The organism is Pseudomonas sp. E6002, assembly GCF_013385565.1.
Taxonomy (GTDB): domain Bacteria; phylum Pseudomonadota; class Gammaproteobacteria; order Pseudomonadales; family Pseudomonadaceae; genus Aquipseudomonas.
The window spans coordinates 143,588-163,708 of sequence record NZ_JACAPT010000002.1 but is presented as its reverse complement, the minus strand read 5'-3'; the positions used below and the strand labels follow the sequence as shown (position 1 = coordinate 163,708).

The following is a 20,121-nucleotide window of genomic DNA, read 5'->3' as shown; positions in this document are numbered from 1 at the left end:
CCATGAACGGCGCATCGCTTCGTCATCAGCAACCCGCTCCCGGCCGCAAGCCGGTGCCGCGTGGTGCCAGCCGAATGGTGGCTAAAGAGCCGATGTCGGCGCGCATGCCGAAAGCCAACTTTGGTTTTCTCAAGGCGCTGTTCTGGCCGGTGATCCTGGTGGCCCTGGGGTTCGGTACGTATGAAGGCGCCCAGCGCCTGCTGCCGTATGCCGACCGGCCGATCACCAAGATCAGCGTGCAGGGCGACTTGAGCTACATCAGCCAGCAAGCCGTGCAGCAGCGAATCGCCCCGTTTGTGGCGTCGAGCTTCTTCACCATCGACCTGGCAGGCATGCGCTCCGAGCTGGAACAGATGCCATGGATTGCCCACGCCGAAGTACGTCGCGTGTGGCCGGATCAAGTGACGATCCGCCTGGAAGAACAACTGCCCGTGGCCCGTTGGGGTGATGGTGCGCTGTTGAACAACCAGGGCCAGGCGTTTGCACCTCGCGAAGTGGCGAATTACGAGCACCTGCCGCAGTTGTTCGGGCCGCAGCGGGCGCAGCAGCAAGTGATGCAGCAGTACCAGGCGTTGAGCCAGATGCTGCGGCCGTTGGGCTTCTCGATTGCGCGACTGGAATTGCGCGAGCGGGGCAGCTGGTTTTTGACCACGGGTGCAGGCAGTTCCGGCCCGGGCATCGAGTTGTTGCTGGGACGCGGCAACCTGGTGGAAAAGATGCGCCGTTTTATCGCCATCTATGAAAAGACCTTGAAAGAACAGATTACGAACATTGCGAGCATCGACCTGCGTTACGCCAACGGCCTTGCCGTCGGCTGGCGGGCCCCTGCGGCGCCCACGGCAGCGCAACCTGCTGTCGCGAAGAATTAAGAAGAGGCAGGACCCATGGCAAACGTGCAAAGCGGCAAAATGATCGTCGGTCTGGATATCGGCACCTCCAAGGTGGTGGCGCTGGTAGGCGAGGTCGCGGACGACGGCACGCTGGAAATCGTCGGAATCGGCACGCATCCGTCCCGGGGCCTGAAGAAGGGCGTGGTGGTGAATATTGAATCCACCGTGCAATCGATCCAGCGCGCCATCGAAGAAGCGCAGCTGATGGCCGGTTGCCGGATTCACTCGGCATTTGTCGGCGTTGCCGGCAACCACATCCGCAGCCTGAATTCCCACGGTATCGTGGCGATTCGCGACCGCGAAGTCAGCTCGGCCGACCTGGAGCGGGTACTCGACGCAGCGCAAGCCGTGGCGATCCCGGCTGACCAGCGCGTGCTGCACACCCTGCCGCAGGACTACGTGATCGATAACCAGGAAGGCGTTCGCGAGCCCCTGGGCATGTCGGGCGTACGTCTGGAAGCCAAGGTTCACGTAGTGACCTGCGCCGTCAACGCAGCACAGAACATTGAAAAATGCGTGCGCCGCTGCGGCCTGGAAATCGACGACATCATTCTCGAGCAGTTGGCTTCGGCTTACTCGGTACTGACCGACGACGAAAAAGAACTGGGCGTGTGCCTGGTAGACATCGGCGGCGGCACCACGGACATCGCGATCTTCACCGAGGGTGCGATTCGTCACACCGCCGTGATCCCGATTGCCGGTGACCAGGTGACCAACGACATCGCCATGGCGTTGCGCACACCGACCCAGTACGCCGAAGAAATCAAGATCCGTTACGCCTGCGCCCTGGCCAAGCTGGCCGGTGCCGGTGAAACCATCAAGGTGCCAAGCGTGGGCGACCGTCCACCGCGCGAACTGTCGCGCCAGGCATTGGCCGAAGTGGTCGAGCCGCGCTACGACGAACTGTTCACCCTGATCCAGGCTGAACTGCGTCGCAGCGGCTACGAAGATTTGATCCCGGCCGGCATCGTGCTGACCGGTGGCACCTCGAAGATGGAAGGCGCGGTCGAACTGGCCGAGGAAATCTTCCACATGCCGGTCCGCCTGGGCGTGCCCCACGGCGTGAAAGGCCTGGGCGACGTAGTGCGCAACCCGATTTATTCCACCGGTGTGGGCTTGCTGTTGTACGGGCTGCAAAAGCAGACCGACGGCATTTCCCTGTCGGGCCCGAGCAACCGCGACAGCTACAGAAGCGACGACGAAGCGAAAGCGCCGTTGTTCGAGCGGTTGCAGGCTTGGGTGAAAGGCAATTTCTAAAGATTTACCGCAACACCGTTTCAAGTAGTAGGCGAAAAAACTAGAGAAATGAAAGGAGAGGGAAAATGTTCGAACTCGTAGACAACATCCCCGCAAGCCCGGTCATCAAAGTGATCGGCGTCGGCGGTGGCGGCGGCAACGCTGTCAACCACATGGTCAAGAGCAACATTGAAGGCGTTGAATTCATCTGCGCCAACACTGACGCCCAGGCCCTCAAAAGCATCGGTGCACGCACCATCCTGCAATTGGGCACAGCCGTGACCAAGGGCCTGGGTGCCGGCGCGAATCCGGAAGTCGGCCGTCAAGCCGCCCTGGAAGACCGCGAGCGCATCGCTGAAGTGCTGCAAGGCACCAACATGGTGTTCATTACCACGGGCATGGGTGGTGGTACCGGTACCGGTGCTGCGCCGATCATTGCCGAAGTGGCCAAGGAAATGGGGATCCTGACGGTTGCCGTCGTGACCCGTCCATTCCCGTTCGAAGGTCGCAAGCGCATGCAGATCGCCGATGAAGGCATCCGTCTGCTGTCCGAAAGCGTCGACTCGTTGATCACCATTCCCAACGAGAAGCTGCTGACCATCCTCGGCAAGGACGCAAGCCTGCTGTCCGCGTTTGCCAAGGCTGACGATGTACTGGCCGGTGCCGTTCGCGGTATCTCCGACATCATCAAGCGTCCGGGCATGATCAACGTCGACTTTGCCGACGTACGTACCGTGATGAGCGAAATGGGCATGGCGATGATGGGCACTGGCTGCGCCAGCGGTCCGAACCGTGCACGTGAAGCTACCGAAGCGGCCATCCGCAACCCGTTGCTGGAAGACGTGAACCTGCAAGGCGCACGCGGCATCCTGGTGAACATCACCGCCGGTCCTGACCTGTCCCTGGGTGAGTACTCCGACGTGGGTAGCATCATCGAAGCCTTCGCTTCCGAGCACGCCATGGTCAAGGTCGGTACCGTTATCGATCCGGACATGCGCGACGAACTGCACGTGACCGTTGTTGCGACCGGCCTGGGTGCGAAAATCGAGAAGCCTGTAAAGGTCATCGACAACACCGTCCATACCAGCCACGCCAGCCAGCAAGCTGCCGCTCCAGCGCCGTCGCGCCAGGAACTGCCGTCTGTGAACTATCGTGACCTGGATCGTCCGACCGTGATGCGCAACCAGGCTCAGGCCGGTGCTGCTGCATCCCGCAGCCCGAATCCGCAAGATGACCTGGACTACCTGGACATCCCGGCTTTCCTGCGTCGTCAGGCCGATTAATGGAATGTATCAGGGCTATGAAGGTGATTGGTGTTCAGCAAAGGTCTGGTCTGCTATTATCGCCAGCCTTTGTTGATACCAGTTCGCAATTTGCGCTGAAGCGGTCCAAGCCATGATTAAACAACGCACCCTGAAGAATATTATCCGTGCCACAGGTGTAGGTCTGCACTCCGGGGAGAAGGTATACCTGACCCTCAAGCCCGCACCTGTCGACACCGGCATCGTGTTTGTTCGTGCCGACCTGGACCCTGTGGTGCAGATACCTGCTCGCGCGGAAAATGTTGGCGAAACCACGATGTCGACCACGTTGGTCAACGGTGACGTCAAAGTGGACACGGTGGAGCACTTGCTCTCGGCCATGGCCGGTCTGGGCATCGATAACGCCTACGTCGAGCTCTCCGCGTCCGAAGTCCCGATCATGGATGGCAGCGCCGGACCCTTCGTATTCTTGATTCAATCTGCCGGCCTGGAAGAACAGGACGCAGCCAAGAAGTTCATTCGCATTCTGCGGGAAGTGACAGTAGAAGACGGCGACAAGCGCGCCACCTTCGTCCCGTTCGAAGGCTTTAAAGTGAGCTTTGAGATCGATTTCGATCACCCGGTATTCCGTGACCGCACCCAAAGTGCAAGCGTGGATTTTTCCAGCACTTCGTTCGTAAAAGAAGTCAGCCGCGCCCGTACCTTTGGTTTCATGAGTGACATCGAGTACCTGCGCAAGCACAACCTCGCACTCGGCGGCAGCGTTGAAAACGCCATTGTGGTCGACGCGGATGGTGTACTGAACGAAGACGGCCTTCGCTATGAAGACGAATTCGTGAAGCACAAGATCCTCGATGCAATCGGTGACCTCTACCTGCTGGGCAATAGCCTGATAGGCGAGTTCAAAGGCTTCAAGTCTGGTCACGCCCTGAACAACCAACTGCTGCGCAAGCTGATTGCACAGACAGATGCCTGGGAAGTCGTGACCTTCGAAGATGCCAGCACCGCACCGATCTCTTACATGCGTCCCGTCGCGGCGGTGTAAGTAACAACTCTCTTTCCTTTTGTTTTTAAAGGCTGCCTTCGGGTGGCCTTTTTTTTGATCGTTCCCACGCTCTGCGTGGTAACGCCTCCTGTGACGCTTCGCATCACGGCTTTAAAGCGCCGGCATCAACAACGCGATTACGCCCGGTATGCTTGGCCTCATACAGCGCCTGGTCGGCGTTGAGCAGTAATTCCTCCAGCGTGGTGCGGCTGTTTTTGGTCCAGGTACTGAGGCCGATGCTGACGGTAATCGGCACCGTATCCCCGCCCACTCGCGGCAGGTGTTCGACACTGCTGCGGATATGTTCAGCAATCACGCGTGCACCCTGGCTGTCGGTATGCGGCAGCACCACCGCAAACTCCTCACCCCCATAGCGGGCCGCGAGGTCGGCCGGGCGGCGGATATTGCCCTCGATCACCTGCGCCACCGTGCGCAGTGCCTCGTCACCACCTTGATGGCCATGTCGGTCGTTGAACGCCTTGAAGTGGTCCACGTCAATCATCAGCACCGTCAACGGCTCGGCCGAACGCTGGGCGCGGTCCCATTCCAGGCGCAGTCGCTGGTCCAGGGTGCGGCGGTTGGCCAAGCCGGTGAGCGCGTCGGTGGCTGCCAGTTCTGACAGCACCTGCTCGGCACGGTGGCGCCTGCGCAGTTCCATGCAGAGCATCCAGGTCAGCCACAAAAGGCCGATGCACAAAATCCCGGTGGCGCCGCTGATCACCAGTGCTGCGCGCTTCCAGGGGGCGAATATGTCATTCGTGGACAGCCCCACGACGACGATCAGCGGTAAATCGCCCACCGTTGAGAACGTATACAGGCGGTGCTCCTCATCCACACTGGAGGTGCCGCGAAAGTTGCCGTCGCGCTCGTGCAATATGCGCGCGACGTTGGGCCGCTGGCTGAGGTCCTTGTCGATCATGTCCCGTTCCAGCAGCGGCTGCTGGGCCAGCAGGATGCCTTGCCGGTTGATCAGGTTGATGGTGCTGTCGCTGCCGATATTCAGGCTGCGGAACAGTTGCTGAAAGTACGACAGGCGCATGGTGGCCACGGCCACGCCGAGGAATCGCCCATCCGGCCCGGAAACCCGGCGGCTGAATGCGATACGCCATTGGTCGTCACACACGCAGCGCGCCGTGAAGGGCCGGCTGATGAACAGGCCCAGGTCGGGATTCTGCCGATGGGCCTGGAAGTAATCGCGGTCGGCGAAGTTGGCGGATTTGGGCGTCTGCAGGGCTGAGTCGGCGATCACGTTGCCATCCTTGTCCAACAACAGGATGTCGCCTTTGTAGGGCGCCGCTTCCGAACGGTCGAACAGCACCAGGTGACGGATGCCGGCCGATACCCCAGCCAAATCAGTGCGTTCGGTGGCGGCGATCAGGCCTTTGATCGACAAGTCGTACAGCTCGACGTTGCGCAGCACGTCGGCGTCGATCAGTTGGGTGATGTTATTGGCCGTGCGCTGGGCCGCCTGCAACGTGTTGGCGTGTTCGCGAATCAGCAGCACCGCGACCACCAGCATGATCAGCAGCACCGTGACGCAACTGCCGATGATCAGCAGCAGCTCCGGACGGTGGGTGGGGCGGGGCGGGCGGGTAGTGCCTGGGCTCATCGGGCGTACTTCTGCTTCGAGGATGCCCTTAGCGTAGTTGCTGATAACGGCTTATGTGGCCTGGCTGTGAACGATGCGGTTGCGCCCGGAATGCTTGGCGTCATACAGCGCCCGATCGGCACTCAGCAGCAGCTCTTCCAGCGAGCCACGGCTGCGTTTGTCCCAGGTACTGAGCCCGACGCTGACGGTGACCGACAGCGCGTCGCCGTCCGCCGGTGGCAAGTGCTCTACCGCACTGCGGATATGTTCGGCGATGGTGCTTGCGCCCTCGCCGTCGGTATCCGGGAGGATCACCGCGAACTCTTCACCGCCGTAGCGCGCGGCCAGGTCGGCGGGGCGACGAATATTGCTGCCGATGACCCGGGCCACGTTGCGCAAGGCCTCGTCGCCACCCTGGTGACCATGGCGGTCGTTGAAGGCCTTGAAGTGGTCGACATCAATCATCAGCAAGGCCAGTGGCTCGCCTGAGCGTTGCGCGCGCTCCCATTCCAGGCGCAGGCGCTGGTCGAGGGTGCGGCGGTTGGCCAGGCCGGTGAGGCCGTCGGTGGCTGCCAGTTCCGACAACACCTTCTCGGCGCGATAGCGGCGGCGCAGTTCCAGGCGCAGCATCCAGGTCAGCCACAACAGCCCCACACACAGCACGCCGGTGGCGCCACTGATCAGCAGGGCGGCGCGCTTCCAGGCGGCAAACACGTCATCGCTCGACAACGCCACCACCACAATCAGCGGCAGCGCGCCGACGCTGGTGAAGGTGTACAGCCGTTGCGCGCCACTGATGGCGGAGATGGCGCTGAAACTGCCGCTGCCTTCGCGCAGCATTCGCTTGAAGTTGGGCCGCGCGCTCAGGTCCTTGTTGATCATGTCTCTTTCGAGCAGCGGCTGCTGGGCCAACAGGATGCCGTCGTTATTCAGCAGGTTGATGCTGCTGCCGCTGCCGATGGTCAGGCTATTGAACAACTGGTCGAAATACGCCAGGCGCATGGTTGCCACCGCCACACCGGCAAACTCGCCATTGGGTCCGGGCACCCGGCGGCTGAAGGCGATGCGCCAGACTTGATCGCAGTCGCAACGAATCTTGAAGGGCCGACTGATGAACAGCCCGGCATCGGGGTTCTGTTGGTGGATCTGGAAATAGTCGCGATTGGCGAAATTACGTGGCGTGGGGGTCAGCGTGGAGGAGTCGGCGGTGACCGCGCCGGTTTTGTCCAGCAGCAGGACTTCGCCTTTGAAAGGGGCGGCCGTGGACTGGTCGAACTGCACCATATGCAGGACTTCGGCGGAAACCTGGGGCAGGTCATCGCGAGTGGTTGCGGTGATCAGGCCGTTCAGCGCCAGGTCGTAGAGCTCGACGTTGCGCAGCACATCGGCATTGATCAGTTGGGTGATATTGCTGGTGGAGCGCTTGGCTGCCTGCAAGGCGCTGGCGTGTTCGCGGATCAGCAGTACGGCAACGATGACCACGATCAGCACGACAGTAAGGCCACTGCCCAGAATCAGCAAAAGCTCCGGGCGTGCAGGCAGGGTGAAGGCGCGGCGTTGACTCATGGGACTGGCTTCGGCACTCAAGATGCTGGCAGTTTAGTTCCATGCTGTGAAAAATAAGTCGTCGCCGCTAAAAGAAAGCCTGAAGGTTAAAAAACGTCAATCGGATAGTCGACGATCACGCGGTACTCATCCACGTCCCGGTCCACTGCCGCGTAGCCATTGCCGCCGCGATTGGTCGCCCATTGCAGGCGCACGGCCAGGTCCTTGGCCTTGCCGCCTTGCACCACGTACTTGAGGTCGATGTCCCGTTCCCAGTGCTTGGCGTTCTTGCCGTCGGCACTGTACCAGGATGAGTAACCACGGCTGTCCGGATCGACCGTGGTCAGGTCGGTCTTGCCGCTGATATACGACACCGCCGAGGTCAGGCCCGGCAGGCCCAGCCCGACGAAGTCATAGGCGTACTTGAGCTTCCACGAGCGCTCGTTGGGGCCGTTGAAGTCGGAGTATTGCTGGGAGTTGTCCAGGTAGATGCTGTCGCCCTGGCTGATGTAGTCGAACGGCGTGTTGCCGTTGACCCGCTGGTAGGCGGCGGTAACGCTGTGATTGCCCACGCCCACGGTGAAATGCAGGCTGTAGGTGTTGTTGTCGATGTTGCCCAGCAAGGCTTTGCCGGTCTCCTGGGTGTGGTAGTAGTGCAGGCCCGGGTTCAGGCTGACCAGCTCGTTCAACTGCCAGGTGTAGTCCAGGTCGTAGTAGTACTGGTTCCAGATGTCCTTGAGTTCGGACGCGTACAGGTTGCTGGTCAGCCCCGGCACGCCGCTGAAGGACACGCCGGCCCAGTCCAGGTGGCGGCTGTCTTCGCCATTGGGCAATGCGCCGTAGCTGGTGCCGATGCGGCGACGGCCGCTCTGGTTGTAGAGTTTGGTGAAGCTGGCCTGGCCGCCCTCGAACATCCAGCCGTCCAGGCTGTGGTTGGTCAGGCTCACGCCGCGGAAGGTCTGGGGCAGCATGCGGGTCATGCCGCCGGCAATCACCGGGTTGTTGAGGAACAGGTCGCCGGCTTTCAGTTCGGTGTCGAAGGCGCGCATTTTCAGGGTGGCGCCGGCGGTGGAGAACGAGCCGGGCGCTTTGCCGTTGCCGGAGCTTACCGGCAGGATGCTCGAGCCGTCGGTGCCGCCACCGCCGTCGAGCTTGAGGCCGAGCATGGCGTTGGCGTCCAGGCCGAAGCCGACGGTGCCGGGGGTGTAGCCGGATTCGAAGATGCCGATGAAGCCCTGGCCCCATTCCTTGCTGTCATCGGTGTGAATGTCGCGACGGTCGCGGTTCATGTAGTAGTTGCGGGTGTTGATCTTGAAGCTGGAACCTTCGACGAAGCCGTCGGTGGCCGGGGTGTCTGCCGCGTGGGCAAGGGGAACGATCGTTGCAGCAATCGCGAGGAATAACGGGGTGAACGTCAGCGAGGTTTTCACCGGTGGAGCTCCTTTGGGTCAATCGAAACCGGCCAGTGTTGTTGGGGTTCCTGGCCTTTTTTCAGCGCAAAAAAAAGCCGCTGAACTCAGCGGCTTTAAGACAGATTCCCAGTGTAGAGCCCTGGAAATAAGTCGAGGGAAATCGGGGGAGAGCGGGTCGGTCTTAACCGCTGCGCTCATCGATGCGACAAATTAGCGCAGGTGAGCGGTGCGATACAGAGTGTAACAAGATAATGACTGTTGCCCAAATCGCAACAGTCTGGCAGTGGGGTGTGAGGGGCGGCCTGACAAGCCCTACCCAAGAATGTTAGCGTGCTTGCCATTCCCACGTAGTCGATGAGCCCGCCTTCCATGAAAAAGACCGTCCTCGCCTTCAGCCGCGTCACCCCGGAAATGATCGAACGCCTGCAACAGGATTTCGATGTCATCGCCCCCAACCCCAAGCAGGGCGACATCAACGCCCAGTTCAACGAAGCCTTGCCCCATGCCCACGGCCTGATCGGCGTAGGCCGCAAACTGGGCCGCGCGCAACTGGAAGGTGCAAGCAAACTGGAAGTGGTTTCCAGCGTGTCGGTGGGCTACGACAACTACGACCTGGCGTACTTCAATGAGCGCGGGATCATGCTCACCAACACCCCGGATGTGCTCACCGAAAGCACCGCCGACCTGGCCTTCGCCCTGCTGATGAGCAGCGCCCGCCGCGTCGCCGAACTGGACGCCTGGACCAAGGCCGGCCAGTGGAAAGCCAGCGTCGGCGCGCCGTTGTTTGGCTGTGATGTACACGGCAAGACCCTGGGTATCGTCGGCATGGGCAACATCGGCGCGGCCGTCGCCCGTCGGGGTCGCCTGGGTTTCAATATGCCGATTCTGTACAGCGGCAACAGCCGCAAGACCGAACTGGAACAGGAACTCGGCGCGCAGTTTCGCAGCCTCGACCAGTTGCTGGCCGAAGCCGATTTCGTCTGCCTGGTGGTGCCACTGAGCGAGAAAACCCGCCACCTGATCAGCCATCGCGAGCTGGGGCTGATGAAATCCAGTGCGATCCTGGTGAACATCTCCCGTGGCCCGGTGGTGGATGAGCCGGCGCTGATCCAGGCCCTGCAAAACCAGACCATCCGTGGTGCCGGCCTGGATGTGTACGAGCAGGAGCCGCTGTCCGAGTCGCCGCTGTTCCAGCTGAGCAATGCGGTGACCCTGCCGCACATCGGCTCGGCCACCAACGAGACCCGCGAAGCCATGGCCAACCGCGCCCTGGAAAACCTGCGCAGCGCCTTGCTGGGCGAGCGTCCGCAGGATCTGGTAAACCCGCAGGTGTGGAAGGGCTGACGACTGCTTGTTGTAGGTAGGAGCGAGTTTGCTCGCGAAACGCGTCAACGATTACGCGGGCAGCCTGGATAAACACAGCGCCCTCAGGTTTTTCGCGAGCAAGCTCGCTCCTACAGTTTTTCGCGTGCAAGTCGATAACGGTCTATAGATCGTCATCCCTGATCCACAGAAGGTTTTTATGTCCACCACCAAAGCCCGCGCAGATTCACTCTCGCTTCTGCTCTTTACCTTGCGCAGCGGCAAGCTGATGGCGATCAACCTGCTGAAAGTCAGTGAAATCATTCCCTGCCCGCCGCTGACCAAGCTGCCGGAGTCGCACCCCCACGTCAAAGGCATCGCCACCTTGCGCGGCACAGCGTTGTCGGTGATCGACCTGAGCCGCGCCCTGGGGGAGATGCCCCTGCAAGACCCGGACGGCGGCTGCCTGATCGTCACCGACGTGAGCCGTTCCAAGCAGGGCCTGCATGTGCAGGCGGTGAGCAAGATCGTGCACTGCCTGACCACCGACATTCGCCCGCCGCCGTTTGGTTCCGGCGGTACGCGTTCGTTTATCACCGGGGTGACCCAGGTCGAAGGCGCCCTGGTGCAAGTGCTGGACATCGAGAAAGTCATCCACGGCATCGCCCCGGCACAGATCGAAGCGGCGCCCACCGACCTGACCATGGAAGAAGCCGAAGTGCTGGGCAACGCCCGAATCCTGGTGGTGGACGACAGCCAGGTAGCGCTGCAGCAATCGGTGCACACCCTGCGCAACCTCGGCCTCACCTGCCACACCGCCCGCAGCGCCAAGGAAGCAATTGACCGTTTGCTGGAGCTGCAAGGCACCGTCGAGCAAATCAACGTGGTGGTCTCGGACATCGAAATGTCCGAAATGGACGGCTACGCCTTCACCCGTACCCTGCGGGAAACCCCGGACTTCCAGGACCTCTATGTGCTGCTGCACACCTCCCTGGACAGTGCGATGAACAGCGAAAAAGCCCGCCTGGCCGGTGCCAATGCGGTACTCACCAAGTTTTCTTCGCCGGAACTGACCAAGTGCCTGGTGGTAGCCGCCCAGACCGTGGCGCAACAGGGCCTGTGACCGATGGGTGAATATTTCCAGCTGCTGCGCCGCGACCTCACCGGCAGCCTGCCCGCCCCGCAATGGCCGGCGGATATCCAGCTGGATCATTACCGCGAAGCCATGGCCCCGGCGATCCACGCGGTATTGAGCCTGGCCCAGGAACAAGGCGGCGGACGCGTCGGCTCCCTTGAGCACTGGCGCCAGCAGTTCGTTACCGATGCCGATTTCGACCCCAAACTGTGCCTGGTGGCGAGTAACGCCAGCGGCATTCTGGGTGTGTCCCAATGCTGGACCAGCGCCTACATCAAGAACCTGGCCATTCACCCCTGTGCCCAGGGCATGGGGTTGGGCCGTGCGTTATTGCTGCACACCTTCCAGGTGTTCAAGCAACGCGGCGAAGCGTTTGTCGACCTCAAGGTGCTGGAGTCCAACTTGCGGGCACGGCGGCTGTATGAACGTGTGGGCATGGTGTTTGTGCTTCGCGACCTTGTCCCCGAGGACTGACGGCGCTGGCGCATAACTTGCTTTGCACAGAGGCAGAACGGTGAACAGAGGCAAAAACCCGCCACCGTTCATGAGTGCCTTCTGACCTTGCCTGGTGACAGATCCTCCATGAATACCCATTTTTCCTGCGTCGGTTGCGGCAAATGCTGCACCGACCACCATGTGCCCTTGACCCTCGAAGAAGCCCGCAGCTGGGCGGCTGACGGCGGTAATGTCATCGTGCTGGTGGAAGGTTTCCTGGGCAGTGGCCTGGGGCTGCCCGAGTTGCAACGTGACCACGCACAACGCCGTTCCGCCATCGTGCCCAGCGGCAATACCGAGGCGTATGTGGCAATCACCTTTGCCGCCTATAACGCCGGGCGCTGCCGGAATCTTGACGAAGACGACCGTTGCCGCATTTACGAGCGGCGGCCGTTGGTGTGCCGCATCTACCCGATGGAGATCAATCCGCACATCCCGTTGAACCCGGCCGCCAAGGACTGCCCGCCGGAATCCTGGGAGCAGGGGCCGGCGCTGATCGTGGGGGGCGAGTTGATGGACAAGGAGCTGGCCGAGTTGATCCGCCGCTCACGCCAGGCTGACCGCGATGATATCCAGGCCAAGGAAGCCGTGTGCGGGTTGCTGGGCATCCATACCACGGCGCTCAAGGGCGATGGGTTTACCGCGTACTTGCCCGACATGGGCCTGTTTGCCCAGGCGATCGAGTTGGCGACGCAAGAAGTCGTGCAGGCCAATGAGTGGGTGTTTCATGTGTCCGGGATGGACATTGCCGAGCAACTGCTGGATGCCGGCGCCCGGATTGCCACCGAGGTGCCGGCGAACTACGCCTTCATTTCATTGCGGGCGGCTTAAGCGCTAGCGCCGCTTGCCCCAGAATTCCTCCGCCAACCGCCGCAAGTCATCCGCCAGCCCCGCCACGTCCCCTGAGCTGAGCTGGCTCTGCTGGCCAGCGCTGACCGTCACTTTCCCGGCATTGCGAATGCCGATGATGTTGCGATTGATGTCTTCGCTCACCGCACTCTGTTCTTCCACCGCCGCCGCGATCTGCTGGCTCATGGCGGTAATTCGGGTCACTCGCTGGCTGATCCCATCCAGTGCGGCAGCGGCGCGCTGGGCCTGATCGACGCTGGCCTCCACATGCTGGCTGCTTTGCGCCATCGCCTGCACCGCATCCCGGGCGCCGCCTTGCAGGGTGCTGATCATGCGCTGGATCTCATTGGTCGAATCCTGCGTACGCTGGGCCAGGCCTCGTACCTCATCGGCCACCACGGCAAACCCGCGTCCTTGCTCCCCGGCCCACGCCGCTTCGATGGCGGCATTCAGCGCCAGCAGGTTGGTCTGTTCGGCAATCGCCCGGATCACTTCCAGCACCCCGGAAATATCGCCGCTGTGGCTTTCCAGTTGATGGATCACTGCGGTGGCCCGCGCCAGTTCCTCGGACAAACGCAGCACCGCGTCGCGGCTTTCATCCACTCGTTGATGGCCCTCGCGGGTTTCGCTGCCGGCCTGGTCTGCGGCCCTGGACGCCTGCAACGCGTGCTCGGCGACTTGCGCCACGCTGGCGGCCATTTGATTGATCGCAGCGGCGACCTGATCCGTCTGGGTCTGTTGGCCGAGGCTGCTGGTGTGGCTGCTGTCCAGTTGTTGCACCAGCGCCGCGGCATGGCCGGACAGACGTTGCGACGCATCGCCAATCCGGCCGACCACTGCGCCCACCTGGGCCTCCAGCATCTGCATGGCAAACTCGATACGCCCGAACTCGTCCTTGCGCCCGGTGTAGATCGCCTGGCTCAGCGGGTTATCGGCAATCAGCCGTGCCCGCTGGTTCAACTGTGCCAGGGGCCGTAACAAGCCATGCACACCCGCTACCCCCACGGCGCAGGCCGCCGTTCCCGCCAGCAGTTGCCAGGTCAGCGGATAAGTCGCCAGCCCAAGGCCCAATGCCCAGGTTGCGGCGCAAGCCCCCAGGACCCATGCCGACAGCTTGAAGGTCATGCCCACCACGGGCCGTGCTCGCCGAGTGCCGGCACGCAGGCGGGCATAGGCCCGTTCGGCCCGATGCACCCGCCGTGCATCGGGCTTGGTGCGCACCGATTGATACTCCACCGTCACGCCGTCCCGGGTGACCGGCGTGGCATAGGCACTGACCCAATAGTGATCGCCGTTCTTGCAGCGATTTTTCACCATACCCATCCACGAGCGACCGCTTTTCAATACCTGCCACATGTGCGCAAACGCCGCGGCCGGCATGTCCGGGTGACGCAGCAGGTTGTGCGGCGTGCCCAGCAGCTCCTCGCGGGTGTAGCCGCTGATATCGATGAAGTCCTGGTTGGCGTAGGTAATTGCGCTGGTCAGGTCGGTGGTCGAGAGGATATTGGCGTCGGGGGCAAAATCCACATTTCGACCGGTGACCGGCAGATTGATCTTCATGGAAAAGCGCGCTCGTGATTGTTGGAGGAGTCGGCAGGGCGTCGACTCTAAGCGCACCGGTTGGGCAAATACTGATCCAGCTCATGTTCCGCGCAATTAATTGGCCATTACGGTCTGGAGAGCGGCGCGTCCAGCCGGTAGGGCTCGATGATGCGTTGGTATTCGCCGCTCTGCTTCAGTTGCTCGAGGGCGTGATTGAGGGCGCTGCGCAAGGCGGTGTCGGGCTTGCGCAGTGCGATCGCCACGCCGTTACCCAGCAGTTCGGTGGAGACGTGAGGGCCGAGGAAGTCGAAAACCTGACCATCAGCGGTGTCGAGCAGCGCCTCACGGATTTCCACGGTGCCTTGCAATGTTGCATCGATGTCGCCTGCCAGCAGGCTGCGGATCAACTCGTCATTACGCCAGAATGCCTTGACGATGACCCCCTTGGGCGCCCACTTCGACAGGGCGAAGGCTTCGCGGTTGCTGCCCACCAGAACGCCCACGCGCTTGCCCTTCAGTGACCGTGGGGTCGGCTTCAAACCCGATGTCTTGCGGGCCACCAGGCGCGTGGTGATCGGATAAAGGTTATCGGTGAAATTCACCCGCTGGCGCCGTTTCAGTGTAGGGGCCATGCCCATGATCGCGTCGAATTGCCTGGCTTCAAGGGCGGGGAAGTTTTCCACAAGGACCTGGTCGACCCAGGTACACCGCACATTGAGCTGTATGCATAAGGCATTGCCCAGCTCGATGTTCAGCCCTGCAAGCTGGCCATGTTGATTGCGGCTTTGGAAGGGTGGAAATTGCGCAGCAACGGCGAAACGAATTTCATGCCGTGGTTGACCGCTGGCCGCAGTGGTGGAGAAAACGCTGGCCATCAGCGACAACAACAGCACGACACAGGTGCGTATCAGAACCACAGGGGACGTCCTTTTCCAGAAAACCAGCTTTACCACGTCCAGCCCCGAGCGAAAGAGTCGGGGCAAGCGGGTGTCATGCAAGCTTTCAAGAATTGGCCGCAGGCCTACAAGGCGAAACGTCAGTAACTGTTGTAGGCATAAATCTCCATTACGGAGGATTTATTACCGGTCAGCGCTTGCCCATCGAGCGACGGGTGCCGGGAGGCGCCATGCCCGGGCTCTTGGTGTGGCCGTTCTTGGCGCCGTTTTTGTACCACGGCTGGCTGGCGTTTTTCGCCCCGGCCAGTTCGCCCGGCTTGAACGGAAACTTGAACGCCGGGATCTCGGCCTTGGTTTCGCCTTCGACGCTGTCAGGGTTGGCCTGTTGGTCGATGTCGACCGCTTCAACAGCGGGTTGTGTCGGGGAATTCATGGAAGCTCCGGGGAGTACTGAAAATGACGCGGGCCCGACTTGCAGGCCACACCGCCGCGCAGTATACCTGCGCGCCTCGGATCTTTAACCACTGCTCGTACGAATGGTCGGACTTTACTGACGGCGCTGTCAGTTAGCAGTCACTTTGCTGACCCGGTTGGCGGGCTATAAAGAGCCTTCATTCTTCCGATCCTTTGCCCTGGCGCCTCACCCCATGCACATTCAACGAAAACCTGCCTTGATCGTGGGCGTCCTTGTGGTACTGGCCGTGGTTGCCTGGGTGGTGACTCGCCCGGCCAAGACCAAACTGACCGCATCGTCGGCGATCCCGGTGCGGGTGATCAGCGTCAAACAGCAGGACATCCCGCGGTTTGTCAGCGGCATCGGCTCGGTGCTGTCGTTGCACAGTGTGGTGATTCGCCCGCAGATCGACGGCATCCTTACCAAATTGCTGGTCAAGGAAGGTCAACTGGTGAAGGCCGGCGACCTGCTGGCGACCATTGATGACCGCTCGATCCGCGCCAGCCTGGACCAGGCCAAGGCGCAACTCGGGGAAAGCCAGGCGCAACTGCAAGTCGCGCTGGTCAACCTCAAGCGCTACAAGGAACTGAGCATCGACGACGGCGTGTCCAAGCAGACCTATGACCAGCAACAAGCCCTGGTCAACCAGCTCAAGGCCACGGCCCAAGGCAACCAGGCCGCGATTGATTCGGCGCAGGTGCAGCTTTCGTACACCCAGATTCGCTCGCCGGTTACCGGTCGCGTCGGGATTCGCACGGTGGATGAAGGCAACTTCCTGCGCATGAGCGACACCCAGGGCTTGTTCTCCGTGACCCAGATCGACCCGATTGCCGTCGAGTTCTCCCTGCCGCAACAGATGCTGCCGACCCTGCAAGGCCTGATCGCCGCGCAACTGCCCGCCGACGTCAACGCCTACATGGGCGCCGACACCGACGGCCAGACCGGCGACCTGCTGGGGGAGGGCCGCCTGAGCCTGATCGACAACCAGATCAGCGGCACCACCGGCACCATCCGCGCCAAGGCCGAGTTCAGCAACGGCGCTCAGAAACTCTGGCCGGGGCAGTTGGTGACGATCCGCATCCAGACCGCCCTGCACAAGAATGCCCTGGTGGTGCCGCCTACCGTGGTGCAACGCGGCCTGGATTCGCACTTCGTGTACCGGCTCAAGGGTGACAAGGTAGAGGTGGTGCCGGTGCAGGTGCTGTACCAGAACAGCGACATGAACATCCTCCAGGGTGTGCAGGCCGGCGATGTGCTGGTCAGCGACGGCCAGTCACGGCTCAAGGCGGGCGCCCAGGTCGATGTGCTCAAGGAGCCGCCGCAGGTGATCCAGACCGTTGATGCCAAGGTGCAGCCATGAGTGGCAGTCGTTCGCCGTCGGCCTGGTGCGTCGACCACCCGGTCGCCACCTTGCTGCTGACCTTCGCTTTGGTATTGCTCGGGATGATTGCCTTTCCACGCCTGGCCATCGCCCCACTGCCGGAAGCGGAATTTCCGACGATCCAGGTCAGTGCCACGCTGCCCGGCGCCAGCCCGGACACCATGGCCTCATCCGTGGCAACGCCGCTGGAGGTGCAATTCAGCGCCATCCCCGGCATGACCCAGATGACCTCCAGCAGCGCCTTGGGCTCCAGCCTGCTGACCCTGCAATTCACCCTCACCAAGAGCATCGACACCGCCGCCCAGGAAGTGCAGGCGGCGATCAACACCGCGTCCGGCAAACTGCCCAGCGACATGCCGAGCCTGCCGACCTGGAAGAAGGTCAACCCGGCGGACAGCCCGGTGCTGATCCTCAGCGTCAGCTCCGACAGCATGCCCAGCACCGAGCTGAGCGACTACGTGGAAACCCTGCTGGCCCGGCAGATCAGCCAGATCGACGGGGTCGGCCAGATCAACATTACCGGCCAGCAACGCCCGGCCATCCGGGTGCAGGCGTCGGCCGATAAACTCGCGGCCATCGGCCTGACCCTGGCGGACGTGCGCCTGGCGATCCAGCAATCGAGCCTGAACCTGGCCAAGGGCGCGATCTACGGCGAGAACAGCGTGTCGACCCTCTCGACCAACGACCAGTTGTTCCACCCCGAGGATTACGCCCAACTGATCGTGTCCTACAAGGACGGGGCACCTGTACAGCTGCGGGATATCGCCAAAGTCATCAACGGCTCGGAAAACGCCTACGTGCAGGCCTGGTCCGGCGACACCCCAGGCGTCAACCTGGTGATCTCCCGCCAGCCCGGCGCGAACATCGTCGAGACCGTGGACCGCATTCAAGCCGAACTGCCGCGCCTGCAAGCCATGCTGCCGGCCTCGGTGCAGGTCAGCGTGTTGACCGACCGCACCAAGACCATCCGCGCGTCCCTGCATGAAGTGGAAGTGACCCTGCTGATCGCCATCCTGCTGGTGGTGGCGGTGATGGCGCTGTTCCTGCGCCAGCTGTCGGCCACGTTGATCGTGTCCAGCGTGCTCGGCGTGTCGCTGGTGGCCAGTTTTGCCCTGATGTACCTGATGGGCTTCAGCCTGAACAACCTGACCCTGGTGGCGATCGTGATCGCCGTGGGGTTTGTGGTGGACGATGCGATCGTGGTGGTGGAGAACATTCACCGCCACCTGGAAGCGGGCCTCGACAAGCGCGAAGCCGCGATCAAGGGCGCGGGTGAAATCGGTTTTACCGTGGTCTCCATCAGCTTCTCGCTGGTGGCGGCGTTTATCCCGCTGCTGTTCATGGGCGGTGTCGTGGGGCGGTTGTTCAAGGAGTTTGCCTTGACAGCCACCTCGACCATCCTGATTTCGGTGGTGGTCTCGCTGACCCTGGCGCCGACCCTGGCCGCGTTGTTCATGCGCGCACCAACCCATCATGCCCACGACAAACCCGGTTTCAGCGAACGCCTGCTGGCCGGCTATGCGCGCAATCTGCGCCGCGCCCTGGCCCATCAACGCACCATGGCCGCGATCTTCATGGTGACCCTGGTCCTGGCCGTGGTCGGCTACGTGTTTATCCCCAAGGGTTTCTTTCCGGTACAAGACACCGGCTTCGTCCTCGGCACCAGCGAAGCGGCGGCCGACGTGTCGTTCCCGGACATGGTCGCCAAGCACAAGGCAATCGCCGAGATCGTCAAGGATGACCCGGCGGTGGAAGCGTTCTCCCATTCGGTGGGTGTGACCGGCAGCAACCAGACCATCGCCAACGGCCGATTCTGGATTGCCTTGAAAGATCGCGGGGATCGCGACGTGTCGGCCAGCCAGTTTATCGACCGGATCCGCCCGAAACTGGCGAAAGTGCCGGGCATCGTCCTGTACCTGCGGGCCGGCCAGGACATCAACTTAAGCTCCGGCCCCAGCCGCGCCCAGTACCAGTACGTGCTCAAGAGCAATGATGGCCCGACCCTGAATACCTGGACCCAGCGCCTCACCGAAAAACTGCGGGCCAACCCGGCGTTCCGCGACCTGTCCAACGACTTGCAGCTGGGCGGCAGCATCACCCACATCAGCATCGACCGTCAGGCCGCCGCGCGGTTTGGCCTCACTGCCACCGATGTGGACCAGGCGCTGTACGACGCCTTCGGCCAGCGCCAGATCAACGAATTCCAGACCGAGATCAACCAGTACCAGGTGGTGCTGGAACTGGACACCCAGCAACGCGGCAAGGCCGAAAGCCTGAACTACTTCTACCTGCGCTCGCCGCTGACCAACGAGATGGTACCGCTGTCGGCGGTGGCCAAGGTCGACCCGCCCACCGTCGGGCCCTTGTCCATCAGCCATGACGGCATGTTCCCGGCGGCCAACCTGTCGTTCAACCTGGCACCCGGCGTCGCGTTGGGCGATGCGGTGATCCTGCTCAACCAGGCGAAGAATGAAATCGGCATGCCGACTACCATCATCGGCAACTTCCAGGGCGCGGCCCAGGCGTTCCAGAGTTCGTTGGCCAGCCAGCCCTGGCTGATCCTCGCGGCACTGGTGGCGGTCTACATTATCCTGGGTGTGCTGTACGAGAGCTTCGTGCACCCGCTGACGATCATCTCCACCTTGCCATCGGCGGGGTTGGGGGCGCTGATCATGTTGTCACTGATGGGCCAGGACTTTTCGATCATGGCGTTGATCGGCCTGGTGCTGCTGATCGGGATCGTGAAGAAGAACGGTATCCTGATGATCGACTTCGCCCTGGACGCCCAGCGCGTACGCGGCCTGCCGCCCGAGGAAGCGATTTATGAGGCGTGTGTCACGCGGTTCCGGCCGATCATCATGACCACCCTGGCCGCCCTGCTGGGTGCGGTGCCGCTGATGCTGGGCTCCGGCCCCGGCGCGGAAATGCGCCAGCCGCTGGGTATCGCGGTGGTGGGCGGGTTGCTGGTGAGCCAGGCGCTGACGCTGTTCACCACACCGGTCATATACTTGTACCTCGAGAAGTTTTTCCACAGACCCAAACCAGCTCCCCAGCTGGCAATCACACACTGAGGCTGAGGCCCCGTCCTG

The 20,121-nt window shown here is 62.0% G+C and carries 16 protein-coding genes and 2 pseudogenes; 11 read left to right on the top strand and 7 right to left on the bottom strand.

Annotated features, from left to right (window positions below):
- The first annotated feature begins 2 nt into the window (after nucleotides 1–2).
- The 4 genes from HX815_RS02785 (at nucleotide 3) to lpxC (ending at nucleotide 4,433) form a co-directional block, all read left to right on the top strand.
- Nucleotides 3–869, top strand: coding sequence for a cell division protein FtsQ/DivIB (locus HX815_RS02785; protein ID WP_023659197.1), 867 nt, complete (start codon nucleotides 3–5; stop codon nucleotides 867–869).
- Nucleotides 870–884: 15 nt separating this feature from the next.
- Entirely contained in the window at nucleotides 885–2,147 is a 1,263-nt protein-coding gene (gene ftsA / locus HX815_RS02780; RefSeq protein ID WP_003216224.1) for a cell division protein FtsA, read from the top strand.
- A 65-nt stretch (nucleotides 2,148–2,212) separates the two neighbouring features.
- On the top strand, nucleotides 2,213–3,409 hold the full coding sequence (ftsZ, locus tag HX815_RS02775; RefSeq protein ID WP_003216225.1) for a cell division protein FtsZ: 1,197 nt from the start codon (nucleotides 2,213–2,215) through the stop codon (nucleotides 3,407–3,409).
- Between the two features lie 112 nt (nucleotides 3,410–3,521).
- Entirely contained in the window at nucleotides 3,522–4,433 is a 912-nt protein-coding gene (gene lpxC / locus HX815_RS02770; protein ID WP_003216227.1) for a UDP-3-O-acyl-N-acetylglucosamine deacetylase, read from the top strand.
- A 103-nt stretch (nucleotides 4,434–4,536) separates the two neighbouring features.
- Here the strand turns inward: lpxC and HX815_RS02765 are convergent, their stop codons facing one another.
- The 3 genes from HX815_RS02765 to HX815_RS02755 form a co-directional block, all read right to left on the bottom strand.
- Complete coding sequence (locus HX815_RS02765) at nucleotides 4,537–6,042, bottom strand: diguanylate cyclase (RefSeq protein ID WP_003216229.1); 1,506 nt, start codon at nucleotides 6,040–6,042, stop codon at nucleotides 4,537–4,539.
- Between the two features lie 51 nt (nucleotides 6,043–6,093).
- Nucleotides 6,094–7,587, bottom strand: coding sequence for a sensor domain-containing diguanylate cyclase (locus HX815_RS02760; RefSeq protein ID WP_177027787.1), 1,494 nt, complete (start codon nucleotides 7,585–7,587; stop codon nucleotides 6,094–6,096).
- Nucleotides 7,588–7,673: 86 nt separating this feature from the next.
- Nucleotides 7,674–8,996 carry an OprD family porin gene (locus HX815_RS02755; RefSeq protein WP_177027786.1) on the bottom strand — a complete coding sequence of 441 codons (1,323 nt, stop codon included), beginning with the start codon at nucleotides 8,994–8,996 and terminating at the stop codon, nucleotides 7,674–7,676.
- 351 nt (nucleotides 8,997–9,347) lie between these two features.
- Between HX815_RS02755 and HX815_RS02750 the strand changes: the two genes are divergently transcribed.
- From HX815_RS02750 to HX815_RS02735, 5 genes and pseudogenes are all read left to right on the top strand, one after another.
- The gene (locus tag HX815_RS02750; protein WP_003216236.1) at nucleotides 9,348–10,322 is read left to right on the top strand and encodes a D-glycerate dehydrogenase; all 975 of its coding nucleotides are present in this window, start codon (nucleotides 9,348–9,350) and stop codon (nucleotides 10,320–10,322) included.
- A gap of 28 nt (nucleotides 10,323–10,350) precedes the next feature.
- Nucleotides 10,351–10,449, top strand: a pseudogene (locus HX815_RS31550) (outer membrane lipoprotein carrier protein LolA); the annotation flags it as partial.
- Nucleotides 10,450–10,500: 51 nt separating this feature from the next.
- Entirely contained in the window at nucleotides 10,501–11,403 is a 903-nt protein-coding gene (locus tag HX815_RS02745) for a chemotaxis protein CheV (protein ID WP_102369883.1), read from the top strand.
- Between the two features lie 3 nt (nucleotides 11,404–11,406).
- Nucleotides 11,407–11,889 (top strand): N-acetyltransferase, encoded by a 483-nt coding sequence (locus HX815_RS02740; protein WP_177027785.1) that lies wholly within the window; start codon nucleotides 11,407–11,409, stop codon nucleotides 11,887–11,889.
- 108 nt (nucleotides 11,890–11,997) lie between these two features.
- On the top strand, nucleotides 11,998–12,741 hold the full coding sequence (locus HX815_RS02735) for a YkgJ family cysteine cluster protein (protein ID WP_003216242.1): 744 nt from the start codon (nucleotides 11,998–12,000) through the stop codon (nucleotides 12,739–12,741).
- Between the two features lie 3 nt (nucleotides 12,742–12,744).
- Here the strand turns inward: HX815_RS02735 and HX815_RS02730 are convergent, their stop codons facing one another.
- From HX815_RS02730 to HX815_RS02720, 4 genes and pseudogenes are all read right to left on the bottom strand, one after another.
- On the bottom strand, nucleotides 12,745–13,791 hold the full coding sequence (locus HX815_RS02730; RefSeq protein ID WP_371135979.1) for a methyl-accepting chemotaxis protein: 1,047 nt from the start codon (nucleotides 13,789–13,791) through the stop codon (nucleotides 12,745–12,747).
- Nucleotides 13,792–14,037: 246 nt separating this feature from the next.
- A pseudogene (locus tag HX815_RS31860) lies at nucleotides 14,038–14,319 on the bottom strand (PAS domain-containing protein); the annotation flags it as partial.
- Between the two features lie 107 nt (nucleotides 14,320–14,426).
- Nucleotides 14,427–15,218 (bottom strand): transporter substrate-binding domain-containing protein, encoded by a 792-nt coding sequence (locus tag HX815_RS02725; RefSeq protein ID WP_008434195.1) that lies wholly within the window; start codon nucleotides 15,216–15,218, stop codon nucleotides 14,427–14,429.
- 169 nt (nucleotides 15,219–15,387) lie between these two features.
- The gene (locus HX815_RS02720; RefSeq protein ID WP_003216247.1) at nucleotides 15,388–15,630 is read right to left on the bottom strand and encodes a hypothetical protein; all 243 of its coding nucleotides are present in this window, start codon (nucleotides 15,628–15,630) and stop codon (nucleotides 15,388–15,390) included.
- Between the two features lie 214 nt (nucleotides 15,631–15,844).
- On the opposite strand from HX815_RS02720, the gene HX815_RS02715 reads away from it, so the two are divergent.
- The gene (locus HX815_RS02715) at nucleotides 15,845–17,011 is read left to right on the top strand and encodes an efflux RND transporter periplasmic adaptor subunit (RefSeq protein WP_003216249.1); all 1,167 of its coding nucleotides are present in this window, start codon (nucleotides 15,845–15,847) and stop codon (nucleotides 17,009–17,011) included.
- Nucleotides 17,008–20,103, top strand: a complete 3,096-nt coding sequence (locus HX815_RS02710) for a multidrug efflux RND transporter permease subunit (RefSeq protein ID WP_177027783.1) — start codon at nucleotides 17,008–17,010, stop codon at nucleotides 20,101–20,103. The genes HX815_RS02715 and HX815_RS02710 overlap by 4 nt, the downstream gene beginning before the upstream one ends.
- Nucleotides 20,104–20,121: the final 18 nt, after the last annotated feature.

Coding starts and splice junctions, on each gene's coding strand:
- HX815_RS02785 (WP_023659197.1), top strand. CDS start 3: ATGAACGGCGCATCGCTTCGTCATCAGCAACCCGCTCCCGGCCGCAAG.
- ftsA (WP_003216224.1), top strand. CDS start 885: ATGGCAAACGTGCAAAGCGGCAAAATGATCGTCGGTCTGGATATCGGC.
- ftsZ (WP_003216225.1), top strand. CDS start 2,213: ATGTTCGAACTCGTAGACAACATCCCCGCAAGCCCGGTCATCAAAGTG.
- lpxC (WP_003216227.1), top strand. CDS start 3,522: ATGATTAAACAACGCACCCTGAAGAATATTATCCGTGCCACAGGTGTA.
- HX815_RS02765 (WP_003216229.1), bottom strand. CDS start 6,042: ATGAGCCCAGGCACTACCCGCCCGCCCCGCCCCACCCACCGTCCGGAG.
- HX815_RS02760 (WP_177027787.1), bottom strand. CDS start 7,587: ATGAGTCAACGCCGCGCCTTCACCCTGCCTGCACGCCCGGAGCTTTTG.
- HX815_RS02750 (WP_003216236.1), top strand. CDS start 9,348: ATGAAAAAGACCGTCCTCGCCTTCAGCCGCGTCACCCCGGAAATGATC.
- HX815_RS02745 (WP_102369883.1), top strand. CDS start 10,501: ATGTCCACCACCAAAGCCCGCGCAGATTCACTCTCGCTTCTGCTCTTT.
- HX815_RS02740 (WP_177027785.1), top strand. CDS start 11,407: ATGGGTGAATATTTCCAGCTGCTGCGCCGCGACCTCACCGGCAGCCTG.
- HX815_RS02735 (WP_003216242.1), top strand. CDS start 11,998: ATGAATACCCATTTTTCCTGCGTCGGTTGCGGCAAATGCTGCACCGAC.
- HX815_RS02720 (WP_003216247.1), bottom strand. CDS start 15,630: ATGAATTCCCCGACACAACCCGCTGTTGAAGCGGTCGACATCGACCAA.
- HX815_RS02715 (WP_003216249.1), top strand. CDS start 15,845: ATGCACATTCAACGAAAACCTGCCTTGATCGTGGGCGTCCTTGTGGTA.
- HX815_RS02710 (WP_177027783.1), top strand. CDS start 17,008: ATGAGTGGCAGTCGTTCGCCGTCGGCCTGGTGCGTCGACCACCCGGTC.